This is a genomic window from Vibrio sp. HI00D65 (assembly GCF_001635455.1).
GTDB lineage: Bacteria > Pseudomonadota > Gammaproteobacteria > Enterobacterales > Vibrionaceae > Vibrio.
On the sequence record NZ_LWEH01000123.1, the window covers coordinates 155208 to 167941 of the forward strand.

Here is a 12734-nt window from a genome sequence, read left to right on the forward strand (position 1 = left end):
CACAAGACGAGTTAAGCTTTCATCCATTGCTTCCATGCTTGAACCACATGTTCTCTTTCCATTTCGAACTTCTCAATCGCCACATCCGCGTCTAGGTTGAGGAGATTACGGTGGTGTATTTCATCGCGTAGCGTTGTGTACGCATGAGTCAATGCCATGCCTTGTTGCTCGTCCATAATTCCTTGTGATAATAAGCTCTCAAAGATTCTGACATTGTCACACCAACGTGTCAGTTTCGGCTTCTCGTGGCTGTATCGTAACACCAAGTATTGCGCCAAAAACTCAACATCAGTAATGCCACCAGCGTCTTGTTTGAGCATGAATCGATCGACTTTTTTGCCGCCAAGGTGATCACGCATTTTTTCTCGCATATCCACCACCGCTTTTTTCAACGTTGCTTCATCACGTGGCAAACACAACACCTCATGACGTGTTTTGTTGAATGCGGAAGCCAATTGCTCATCACCATAGATCATACGAGCTCGAGTCAGCGCTTGATGCTCCCATGTCCACGCTTCATTGTGTTGATACTCATCAAAGGAATCGGTTGGACTAACCAACAAGCCCGAAGCTCCCGATGGACGTAAGCGAGTATCAACTTCATACAGGATCCCCGATGCAGTTCTAGTAGAGAATATATGAATAATACGCTGAGCCAACCTTAGATAAAATTGGCGTCCATCAATCTCTTTCTTACCATCAGTATAGATGTGTACCGGGCAGTCGTGCATAAACACAATATCGAGGTCTGAGTTGTAACCAAGCTCCCAACCTCCGACTTTGCCATAGCCAACAACCGCAAAGCCGCGACTTTCACGCTGTTTAAGGTGAGTAGGCTCACCAAACTTAGCCGACACCTGTAGCCAAGCTTGGTTAACACCGGCTTCAATAATCGCTTCTGCTAAGTAAGTCAGGTGATCACTCACCTTCATAACCGGCAGCACACCAGCAATGTCAGCTGCGGCAATTCGTAGGATACAGGTCTGCTTAAACTGACGCAGGCCTTCCATCTGCTGCTCCATATCGTCTTCAGGAATACGAGCAAGGTAATCACGTAATTCTGTCTTGTAAGACTCAAGCGGCACTGGGTTATACAGTTGCTGAGGGTCGATAAGTTCATCTAACAGAATCGGATAACGTCCAAGCTGTTCTGAGATCATCGGACTCGCAGTACACAAACGAACAAGTTGAGTCAATGCAGCAGGGTGCTCATCGAGCAACTCTAGATAAGTGGTACGCGTGACGATTTTATGCAGTAGATGCAGTACACGCGATAAGCCAAACTCAGCGTCTTTAGCGGTATACAGGGCCTGAAAGACTTTCGGCATCAGTCGATTGAGAACTTCACGCCCACGCGGGCCAAGAGTTCTCTTAGCAATATCCGCTTTAAATTGAATAATCGTTTTCGCGGCTTCTGGCAGGTTGGCGATAGCAATATCATGCTGCAATACATGCTCGATAACATCCGGCTTATGGGCCATATCCCACAACTCGCTGAAGTGACTCGCGATTGGGTTAGCGTCCTCTTCATCAACCCCAATCAGCTCTTCAAACACACTATGTACGTTCGCCATATGGGCGCGAGTTGCAGTAATCAAACTCTCCCAATCATTGAATTGCATGGCAACCGCAAGCTGAAGTTGTTCTAACTCACCATCCGGTAGTGTCTGGGTTTGCTTGTCAGCCATCGCCTGTAACAAGTTCTCTAGACGACGTAAAAATAGGTAAGCATCGCGCAGGTCAGCCACTTCTTGGGGTTCTAGTAGATGCAAAGAGTCAATGGCGGTTAAGGTCTCTAAAAGCCCTCGTCCACGTAGGCTAGGCTCGCGACCACCACGAATCAGCTGAAAGACTTGTGCAATGAATTCAACTTCACGAATACCGCCTGAGCCGAGTTTGATGTTATTAGATAAACCACGACGACGCACTTCACTGCTGATCATCGATTTCATGCGGCGCAGAGATTGAATTGCACTGAAATCGATATAACGACGGAATACAAACGGGCGTAGCATCTTGCGCAGTTCTTGATACTCTGGATACATCTCACTGCCCATCACGCGCGCCTTGACCATGGCGTAACGTTCCCAGTCTCGTCCTTGCTCTTGGTAGTAATCTTCCAGTGCAGAGTAGCTCATTACTAATGGTCCACTCTCACCAAACGGACGTAGGCGCATGTCGACACGGTAACAGAACCCATCAAAGGTTTGTTGATCAAGTGCTTTGATGATACGTTGCCCTAAGCGAGTGAAGAACTGTGCATTGGCAATACTGCGCCTTGTCCCTTGAGTCTCGCCATTCTCAGGGTAAGTAAAGATCAGGTCGATATCAGAAGAGAAGTTGAGTTCGCCGCCACCAAGCTTGCCCATACCAATAATAAGCATCGGTTGTGCTTCACCCTGTTCATTACAAGGTGTGCCCCACTCTTTACAACAAATATCGTACTGCCATTGATAAGTCTCGAAGATCATCGCTTCAGCCAACATAGAGAGATGATTTAAGCTCTGTTCAAGCTCCCAAGAGCCCATAAAGTCACGCCATGCAATATAGGTCATCTCTCGGTTACGGAATTGACGCAGCACTCTTTGGCCGCTCATTTCGTCAGTGCAACCTGAAAGCAGCTCAGCCAATCGTCGACGATACCCTTCTGCACGCTCCTCACATTTCAACATATCCGGTAGAGTCGTCGATAAGATCGTGTCACGTTGTAAGCAATCACCGATAAAGCAGCTTAATCCTAAGACATGTTTAAGGTCTTCAATTAGCGGCTCAGACCAAGCATTAATGGCTTCACTTTGGTGCGCTAATAATTGCTCAAAAGCTGACTGCGAATGAGTGACGAGTTGAGAAGGCAATGGCATGTTTCTTCCTTGTGTAAGCTGCGCGCGAACAATCAATTTGTTGGGTCAGTTTTTCAATAACGAGTTTTCATAACTAATACCAATCACAGCAAGTAAGTGTTCAGAGATAGCGTAGGAAAAAAGCTTGAGAACAAGGCTGCTCTTTTCAATAAATAGTTTCGATAAGTAGTTATTCTACACTCAAAAATTCTAACGCTGTTATCGAGATTTTTAACAAGCTAGGGTGACCAGTTATTTACTACGATTGGTACAAGATAAGTTATACCAAAGTTACGCCAATAAAAAACGCCCACATCAGTAATGTGGGCGTTTTATCGGTTAACTTATCGAGCTAGAACTTTCTCTTTAGAAAACAGGCACTAACAATAGGGATTGAGAAATTAAGGCTACACCTTGAATTGTTTAATCTTACCGTCCAGTTCTTGCGCGTTGCTTTCCATAAGCTGAGAGGTCTCTAGAAGCTCACCGACCACCACAACTGAAGCCTCAACAAGCTCACGAACATTGGTCAGGTTAACACTCATCTCTTCTGCAACACTGCTCTGCTGGCCTGCAGCTGTCGCAATCTGGAAGTTCATGTCATTGATTTGGTTCACTTGGCTCACGATGCCATCAAGTTCAGAGCCAGCATTGGTCACTAGATCTACACCTTCAGCAGCTTCAACAACACTCTTTTCCATTAGCTCTACCGCAGAGTTAGCGCTGCTTTGTAGATGGCTGATCATATCCTGAATTTCGACGGTTGCTTGCTGAGTACGCTGTGCAAGGTTACGAACCTCATCAGCAACCACGGCAAAACCACGACCAGCTTCACCAGCACGCGCCGCTTCAATCGCGGCGTTTAGTGCCAATAAGTTGGTTTGTTCTGAAATGCCTTGGATGGTGCCTACAACGCTACCGATTGAATCAACGCGCTCTTCTACTTGGTTTACCGCTGCTGCAGACGCTGCGATATCAGAAGAGAGTTCACTCATCTTAGATACAGAGCCCTGAACGAACTTCTGTCCCATCAATGCTTGGCCTGATGCTTGCTCTGTAAGAGAAGAAGCGTTTTGTGCATGTTCAGCAACCGTTTGAACGGTAGAGGTCATTTCACTCATTGCCGTTGCCAGTTGGTCAATCTCGTTAAACTCTTCTTGAGCAGACTCTTTGGTCTCTGACATACTGATGGTCATCACTTCTGTTAGAGCAAATAGCTCATCAGAAGAAGCCAATTGAGTTTTCACCATGTCGTGTAGCTGAACTCGTGTTTTTTCTAACTCACGTGCTACATCGCCGTATTCATCTTTACAATCCATGTGAATCGGCACAGATAGGTTTTTGTTTGCCATCGTTTTGATAGCATCACTGAGGTATTGGGTTTGACGCAGCATCACGCGAGCCGCCGCTAACAGAAGAACCACAAACACAATGATCATCAAGCCTGTCTGCCAAGCGACTTGCACTAGGTAAGTCTCATAATGCTGCTGTGCAACCTGCGCATTGTTCGTTGCAGCCAGCAATGAATCGTAAAACGAGCTCGCGTCCCATAGCTGTTTAGAAATAATCAAGATGGTACTGAACAGCATCAGTATGATCATTTTCGGAACGAGACGAACGTCAGAGATTACCCTTTCCCACGGCTTGAATGACAGTTTAGTCATTGTCAGTTCTCCATTAACTCATATATATTGATGGCTTCTATACCCGCGAGATGGCTGATTGAGTCAGGTTCGCGATTTATTTTGAGCCTCGTATGAATGTTAAATAGTATCAAAGACACACCTAAGCCGATGAGCTTATTAGCACTAATTCTCTCTTTCTTAGCGTTATTTGTGATCTCATGCTTGTTGTTTGCGCCGATTGATAAAGACTCGAAACAAGTCCTTATCGGCCTCGATTTTATAATCTGTAGTGTTTTTCTTTTTCAGCTCACCATTGATCTATTCAGATCACAAAATAAGAAAGAATTCTTCAAAGTACACTGGATCGACTTCTTGGCAAGTATCCCAATGATCGAACCTCTTCGTTTCGCTCGTATTTTTCAAATTCTGCGAGTCATCTTAGTTCTGCGTTCAAGCAAACGTATTTTCAGAGAGTTGTTTCGCAATAAGAAAGAGACCACTTTCGCTTCCATCATTCTGCTTTTGGTAATTTTACTGACGATCGGTGCTGGCACGATCCTGCTATTGGAACACAAAGATCCTAATGCCAATATCACAACTGGCCATGATGCATTATGGTGGGCTTTCGTCACCATCAGCACCGTTGGCTATGGTGACCACTATCCAGTAACTACTGCAGGTCAGTTAATCGCGTCGATTGTGATCATCTGTGGCGTGGGGGTATTTGGTATGATCTCAGGTCTAATCACCTCGCTAATTACCGAGCCAACCGACCTTCAAAACCAACAGTTAGAAAACAAAGAACGCAAGCTGGATCAGATTCTAGAGCAACAGCAACAGATACTTGAACGGCTCGAGTCGCTTGAACGGCAGACAAAAAAATAGGGCCAAGGCCCTATTTAAAAATGGATGTTAGTGTAGATACTAGTCTTGCCAGTATGGCTCAACTTCAACACTGATTTGGCGAGTCTGCTCCATCGCATGCAGAATCGAAACTTCTTGTCGAGCAAGCCAACGCTCTAGCTGATCTTTCTCATCACCTTCTAACTTCTCAGTAAGTGGCTGTAAGGTTCGCAGCATCAATAAATCGTCGATACCTTGCACCATGTCCGCCCAAGGCAAACGGAAGCTATTACGCTCATCGTCATCGTACAAGCTCGCAAAGCCAACACCAGAATACAGATTACGCATCAAACGATACTGCTGGTCGATGTAGGCTTGGCTTGTCATCACGCGCTCTGGTGGAAAGGCTTCCATCAACTCCGCCCAGGTGCGATCAAGCTGCTTAACAGAGAACCATTCAATTCCGCGTCCCATTTGCTCACGGGCTTTATCGTCCAAGAATGGCTGCCAGCCTCGGGTAAGAATCCAGCGGCTTAAATCAAGCAGAAGACCGGTGTAGCGAGCAGAGCTCAAGAGAGTCAGTAACTCTTCACGACCTGGCAATTGCTCTTGCATCTCTTTTAGCTCTGCCACTAAGAACTTACGAGCATCAAGCTTACGCAGAACGTGGCCTTTATCTTCTAGCAAATCCTCAAAGTGATCATAGCTTTTTAGCCAATCCAACTCTTGCTCTAACCATTTCAGCTCTTGACGCAAAATGGCGCTGGCACGTCTTGGCACAATGCCGCCATAAATGGTGAAAGTCTGGCGGATAAAGCTCAGTGAATGGCTAATCTCATGAAGAGCTTCAATCGATTGGCGCTCGGTGAAAATTTGCTCGTGGTAATGCCAATGAGCGAGAGCATGCTCTAAAGATTGAATGAAACACGATTCAACGGTGTCACTTTTGTCAGTATCAACTAAGGTCAAAGGAGTAACTTCATCACCTTGATAACCTTGAGCAAGTCGGTAACCCTTAGCAGCTTTACTTAAGTTTCCTAAGCGCATACCACCTTGTTCGCAGAATTGGCGAGACAGTGTAAACAGAGCATCGGTTTGACCGGATTTAAGTTCGAGTTCAACCTCGCAAATCGGCTCTTGTTTGTCGCCTGATTCAACGAAACCTTGGTCAAAAGCAACCTCAACTTGGCTACCGTCAGGCATGCCAATCAGCCACTGCTCTCGTATAAAGTTAGTAGAGAAGAGTGGAGTAAGCTCGAGTTCCAGTGTTTCGATATCTTTACCCTCAGGCCAGATATCTTCTGGATGCAAGGCAAGCTTGGGTTGATTGCTGTCGTGTTCTGCATTGTATTCAGGCCTTTGGTGTAGACCTGCAACAACGCGACCAGCTGTCTTTACCGTTTGTACAAATACGTCATCAAAGCGTCGAATGCGCAAGCCGGTATCGTGCTTGCGTAGCCAGTTGTCAGGGGTGTCAAAGTATATGTTACCTAGCTCACGACAACTGTGCTGAAGTACTTTAGTTTCAGCAATTTTATTGCGTAAAGTCTCTGAAAAGTCAGGAGAAACAAAAAACTTCAGTTCTATCTCGGTTTCCATAGTTATACCTTTCTGTGAAGATAGGGACAGGATATTGCCAATTTTCAAAGTCGGCAAGTCAGAAATATCGCCCTTATGATGATCTAAAACAGTTTTAATGAGAGATTGATTAGGTTAACATGCGCGACTTTGTAGCCATCGCTTAACATTTCACCATGAATATGGTGTATGTTGTTTTAAGGTTATTATTTATTAGGTTGGATGACCATGCCAGTAAATACAATTATGGGGTTATTTGCAAAGTCCCCAATTAAACCTTTGCAGCGTCACGTAGTATGCGTGAACGAATGTTGTTCTCACCTAGTTAATTTCTTTGAAGTTTCTTCAAAGGGTGACTGGGAAAAAGCAGCTGAAATTCGAGCTCAGATTTCTCACCTTGAGAAAGAAGCTGACGTACTAAAACGTGAAATTCGCCTTAAACTTCCTCGTGGTTTGTTTATGCCTGTTGATCGCACCGACATGTTGGAGCTATTAACTCAGCAAGACAAACTAGCAAACCTAGCGAAAGACATTGCTGGCCGTGTATATGGTCGTCAACTTGTCATTCCTGCTCCTCTACAAGAAAACTTCATCGCTTACGTTAAACGTTGTCTAGATGCAGCGAACCAAGCACAAAACGTAATCAATGAACTAGACGAATTACTTGAGACTGGCTTTAAAGGCCGCGAAGTAACACTCGTTGCTGAAATGATTCATCAATTAGATGTAATTGAAGATGACACGGATGCGATGCAGATCGAACTACGCCAACAACTAATGGCGATTGAAGGCGATCTTAATCCAGTTGATATCATGTTCTTATACAAAATTCTTGAATGGGTTGGTGGTATTGCAGATCAAGCACAGCGTGTAGGCGCTCGTCTTGAAGTAATGCTTTCTCGATCTTAAATCATACGTTAACCATATAACGAAGAGCATTTTTTGAACAAACGACTTATGCGTTGAGTATTTCTCTCGCTGAGAGGTTTTTTGCGTCTAAATTTGTTCCGCTTGTTATCAAACAACTAGGTATTACGATGGATATCCTTGCTAACTACGGCACTGTCCTGATTATTGTTGCAGCAGCTTTCGGTTTCTTGATGGCTATTGGTATTGGTGCAAATGACGTTGCGAACGCAATGGGCACCTCAGTAGGCTCTAAAGCTCTAACCGTTAAACAAGCGATCATTATCGCAATGATCTTTGAATTCGCTGGTGCATATCTTGCCGGTGGCGAAGTTACCGATACGATCCGTAAAGGTGTTATCGAGACGTCTCTATTCGCACATCAACCAGACGTACTTGTATTCGGTATGATGTCAGCGCTTCTTGCTGCTGGTACATGGTTACTTCTAGCTTCATACATGGGCTGGCCTGTTTCTACTACTCACTCAATCATCGGTGCAATCATCGGTTTCGCTTGCGTATCTGTCGGTACTGAAGCGGTAGACTGGGGCAGCGTTCAAGGTATTGTGGGTAGTTGGATTATTACTCCTGTCATCTCAGGTTTCTTCGCTTACGTTATCTTTGTGAGTGCTCAGCGACTGATCTTTGATACTGAGAACCCACTATTCAACGCTAAACGTTTCGTTCCTGTGTACATGTTCATCACAACGATGGTAATTGCACTGGTAACAATCAAGAAAGGCCTTAAGCACGTTGGTCTTCACCTAAGCAATACTGAAGCATGGGTTTGGGCTGCAGCAGTATCAGCAATTGTAATGATTGGTGGTTATCTATACATCCAGAAGAAATTCGCTAACCGCGAAGAAGACCACGGCTTTGCTGGTGTTGAAGGCATCTTCTCTGTACTAATGGTTATCACAGCTTGTGCGATGGCATTCGCACACGGTTCAAACGACGTTGCAAACGCGATTGGTCCACTGTCTGCTGTTGTATCCACGGTTGAGCATATGGGCGAAATCACAGGTAAAAGTACTATCGCATGGTGGATTCTTCCTCTAGGTGGTTTTGGTATCGTGGTTGGTCTTGCGACTCTTGGTCATAAGGTTATGGCAACGGTCGGTACTGGTATCACTGAACTAACACCAAGCCGTGGCTTTGCAGCACAACTTGCTACAGCATGTACGGTTGTTCTAGCGTCAGGTACTGGTCTTCCAATCTCTACGACACAAACACTAGTTGGTGCGGTATTGGGTGTTGGTTTTGCTCGTGGTATCGCGGCACTGAACTTAGGCGTTGTACGTAATATCGTGGCTTCGTGGATTGTGACACTGCCTGCTGGTGCTCTACTTGCTGTTGTGTTCTTCTACGGAATTCAGGCTATGTTTAGCATGTAATTGCCACTGCGTTAGCCAATGCTAGCGTCAGAGTTATGTGAGCTTCAGTAACGATATGTAAATGCTATGTCATTATTGACTCAAACGCGCAGAAAGGGAGGCTTTGCCTCCCTTCTTTGTTGCACCGCATAAAGAAACTAAATATTATTTGCTCATTGAGGCTGACTCATCCGCCTACCCAACTTGAATCGTTAAGGGATTTACTGTGAAAAAACTGATTAGCTTAGTTTTGTTCGCAATGCTTGCGGCTCCAGCTGCCTTTGCACAAGACCGTTATATTGCTGACAAACTATTTACTTATATGCATTCTGGCCCAAACAACACCTACCGTATCATCGGCAGTGTTGATGCTGGTGAGAAGATCACTTACCTGCAAGCAAACAAGAGCACAGGTTACACGCAAATCCAAGACAACCGTGGCCGTAAAGGTTGGGTTGAGAGCAAATTTGTAAGCACGAGAGAGAGCATGGCTCTTCGCATGCCTAAGCTTGAAAAAGAGCTGACAGAAGTGAAAACCAAGCTGGCTAATGCACGTCAAACAGCTGACAGCGAAAAGGCAGGTTTAGCAAGTTCTCTAGATTCTCGTAATAAGCAGATTGCTGAACTAGAGCAGAACTACAGCGAGATTAGCCAACAGCTAACAAGCTCTCAAACAGAAAACCGTGAGCTACGCGCTAAGCTAGACACGCAGAAAGATGACCTACTATTGAAATACTTCATGTACGGTGGTGGTGTTGCTGGTATTGGTCTACTTCTAGGCCTTGTTCTACCACACATTATTCCTCGTCGTAAAAAGTCACCAAACGGCTGGGCGTAAGCATTTCGTTTGGCTGTTTTGCGTTGAGCAAAGTAAATTCAATCTCGAATACCAAAAAGGAGCACCTAAGTGCTCCTTTTTATTTATCTCAGCATGCTATCAAAGTGCTTGTTGCAGCCTTGGGTTAACCCTTCCACTCATACAAAGCAGGAATTTCTATCTTCTGCTGGTTAAATTCAACAACTACAGATTGCGGCTTTATCTCTAGTAATTGCACATCGTTGCCGATCCAATCGCCCTGTGACACCTCTAGCCCATTCACTTTAACCCAGCGCTTGCTCTCACTGCTTGAATACATATGGGTTTGCAAGTCGAGCTTAGGTAATACACCAGACAAACTGTTAACGTGATTTTCGAGCTCAATCACTTGAGGTTCCATCTGGCTTGCTGGTCGCGAATCCATTGGCTCAAGCGTGTTTGGCTGCTGATCCATAATCGCTTCTAGCTTCAATGCCAAGTCAGGCGGTAACTCGGTCAAGTCTAGCCCTTGCAGTAGGTCGTTATCTGATTGCTGATAATTGCTTTCATTGCTGACACCAGGTTCAACTTTCGGCTCAACGAATGACAGCTTCGAATCATCGGCTGTTCGCGCACTGCTCTCGGCAGTGACTACCGGCACGGTAACTCCACCAGAAAAGTTAGTGCTGTCAGAATTAACCTGAGCATAAACCTCTTGGCGAGGTAACAATTTTAGCGTCTTGCCGGTCGGCGCTGGACGCACCACAAATAGAGGCTCATCTTCGACTTCTTCTTCGACATTCAAATCAGCCGTTTCGATATTCTTGGCTTGAACAGGCTGGGGTTCTGATTCTGAACTCGAACTAATAGCAGCTTGGTTAGCCGTTTGCTGTTGATAGTAGGATTGATACACCAAGGCACCACCTACCATCAGAGAAGGCACAAGTAAAACAAGCAACCCCATAGCCAACGACGAACCGCGCTTATTACTTATACCCTTTGCTGAACTCGGCGCTTGATGGTTTTGGTAACCCTTGAAGCTAGATTTATCTGAGGACTGATTCAACTCATGCATAATGCGTGACATTAGCTCGCTCCTCCGCTTAATGACATTAACTTTGGAGAATCTAGCTGAGCTAATCGTTGTAACCTTGCTAAAGTTCGTTGACCAGCAATACCGTCGACCGACATGCCCTGCCAAGTTTGAAATGCTTCGACTTTCATTTTTAATTCGTAATCAAATACATCACTACCAGATACAACCTCTCCAAGAACCTCAGAAAGCAACAAATCAAGCAAAGCGACAGCTTCACCCTGATATCCCTCTTTTAACGTTTCTCGCAATGGTTGTTTCCAAATCGCGACATAATCACCATGCCAGACCTTCTCTAGAGATTGCTTCGGCATGACTAACAGTTTTTCGTTCACCAGTAACTCGACAGCGTCTTGTGATGCGCCATAAAGCACAGCAAACACAGGCTCTTGCTCTACATCTAGGTTCAATACTACAGGAACGCCTAACTCTAGAAGGTCATTTAAGCTTGCTTGTTGTTGCTCACATACGAATACGCTTTGTGGCTCGCTCAGACATAAACCGTCACGCAGGGAGGATTGGTATCCCCAAAGCGTATATAAGTCCTTGATCGCCAGCGAACGGTTAGTTCCTTGCATCAAGTGTTGTTGAATATGTGCTGGTAGTGCGAACTTGTCTATCTCAGACTCAACAACCACCTTAGGCATATCTGCGACTAACGACCGCTGCATCTTTGCTGAGCTTAGTGCTTGGGCTTCATTCGAAGTTTGAGTTGTTAGCCATGTGTCAATGTAAGCTGGAGCAAAGTGGAAGGTCGCCATCGCAAGCGCGACACTCAAGGTAGTAGCACTCGCGTATTTTACTAGTTTTGGTAGCGCGCTCGCTACTCGAGGTTTTTCGACATGGTAAACCTCGGCTTGAAACGCCATGATCTGCTGACACGCTTTGTTGACCGTGTCATTGCTCGGTGTTGGCTCTCCATCATGAAAAGCGAGCTGCAGCGCCTTATCACACACCAAGTTAATCAATCTTGGAATACCATGAGTATATTGAGCAATCAGCTTAACGGAGCGATTCGAAAACAGCATCTGCCCGCCACCAGCCGTCTCTAAACGAAACGCGATGTACTTACCTGTCTCTTGAATGTTGAGCGGCAACAAATGGTAGCGCCCCGTAATACGCTGCGCTAGTTGGCGCAATTGCGTAGTCTGGAGGTGCTGTTGTAATTCCGGTTGGCCAACCAGCAATACTTTTAATAACTTGCGGCTGTCAGTTTCCAAGTTCGTTAAAAGGCGTAGCTGTTCCAATACATCGGCAGCTAAGTGCTGAGCTTCATCTATCACCAATAAGGTTTGAATACCTTCGGCATGGCTATCCAATAAGAAATAGTGAATCGCCTGACTCAGCTGTTTGAGTGATGCCTGCTGCGGGTAGTCGATCTCGAACTCATCACAGATAGCTTCAAGTAAATCAGTATTGGAAAATGTAGGGTTGAGTATAAGGCCTGCTTGAGTATGGCTATCAAGAGAAGACAACATCGCCTTAGCGACCGTTGTTTTACCTGTTCCCACCTCACCAGTGAGCATTGCAAAGCCCCCACCCTCACCTAAACCGGCTTGTAGGTTCTGCATCGCCTCTTGGTGGCGCTGACTTAAAAACAAGTAGCGAGAATTTGGTACAATCGAAAATGGCATCTCAACGAAGCCAAAATATTCCTTATACATGTGCTGCCCTATAATT

Annotated in this window: 9 protein-coding genes; 4 read left to right on the forward strand and 5 right to left on the reverse strand. The window is 45.4% G+C overall.

Annotated elements, in window-relative coordinates; genetic code table 11:
* Nucleotides 1–11 precede the first annotated feature (11 nt).
* Complete coding sequence (gene glnE, locus A3712_RS10835) at nucleotides 12–2861, reverse strand: bifunctional [glutamate--ammonia ligase]-adenylyl-L-tyrosine phosphorylase/[glutamate--ammonia-ligase] adenylyltransferase (protein WP_063523432.1); 2850 nt, start codon at nucleotides 2859–2861, stop codon at nucleotides 12–14.
* Nucleotides 2862–3247: 386 nt separating this feature from the next.
* Entirely contained in the window at nucleotides 3248–4504 is a 1257-nt protein-coding gene (locus A3712_RS10840) for a methyl-accepting chemotaxis protein (RefSeq protein ID WP_063523433.1), read from the reverse strand.
* A gap of 96 nt (nucleotides 4505–4600) precedes the next feature.
* On the opposite strand from A3712_RS10840, the gene A3712_RS10845 reads away from it, so the two are divergent.
* Nucleotides 4601–5350: a potassium channel family protein gene (locus A3712_RS10845; RefSeq protein ID WP_063523434.1), complete on the forward strand. Its 750-nt coding sequence runs from the start codon at nucleotides 4601–4603 to the stop codon at nucleotides 5348–5350.
* A gap of 39 nt (nucleotides 5351–5389) precedes the next feature.
* Here A3712_RS10845 and A3712_RS10850 read toward each other — a convergent pair whose 3' ends face one another.
* Nucleotides 5390–6907: a CYTH and CHAD domain-containing protein gene (locus tag A3712_RS10850; protein ID WP_063523435.1), complete on the reverse strand. Its 1518-nt coding sequence runs from the start codon at nucleotides 6905–6907 to the stop codon at nucleotides 5390–5392.
* 207 nt (nucleotides 6908–7114) lie between these two features.
* Between A3712_RS10850 and A3712_RS10855 the strand changes: the two genes are divergently transcribed.
* From A3712_RS10855 to A3712_RS10865, 3 genes are all read left to right on the forward strand, one after another.
* Nucleotides 7115–7795, forward strand: a complete 681-nt coding sequence (locus A3712_RS10855; protein WP_008222549.1) for a TIGR00153 family protein — start codon at nucleotides 7115–7117, stop codon at nucleotides 7793–7795.
* Nucleotides 7796–7923: 128 nt separating this feature from the next.
* Nucleotides 7924–9186 carry an inorganic phosphate transporter gene (locus A3712_RS10860; RefSeq protein ID WP_008222547.1) on the forward strand — a complete coding sequence of 421 codons (1263 nt, stop codon included), beginning with the start codon at nucleotides 7924–7926 and terminating at the stop codon, nucleotides 9184–9186.
* 205 nt (nucleotides 9187–9391) lie between these two features.
* Nucleotides 9392–10003: a TIGR04211 family SH3 domain-containing protein gene (locus A3712_RS10865; protein ID WP_004740777.1), complete on the forward strand. Its 612-nt coding sequence runs from the start codon at nucleotides 9392–9394 to the stop codon at nucleotides 10001–10003.
* Nucleotides 10004–10127: 124 nt separating this feature from the next.
* On the opposite strand, the gene A3712_RS10870 is transcribed toward A3712_RS10865, so the two are convergent.
* Together A3712_RS10870 and A3712_RS10875 are read right to left on the reverse strand one after the other, a co-directional pair.
* Complete coding sequence (locus A3712_RS10870; protein WP_063523436.1) at nucleotides 10128–11048, reverse strand: general secretion pathway protein GspB; 921 nt, start codon at nucleotides 11046–11048, stop codon at nucleotides 10128–10130.
* Nucleotides 11048–12718, reverse strand: coding sequence for an ExeA family protein (locus A3712_RS10875; RefSeq protein WP_063523437.1), 1671 nt, complete (start codon nucleotides 12716–12718; stop codon nucleotides 11048–11050). Before A3712_RS10875 ends, A3712_RS10870 begins: the two co-directional genes overlap by 1 nt.
* Nucleotides 12719–12734 lie beyond the last annotated feature (16 nt).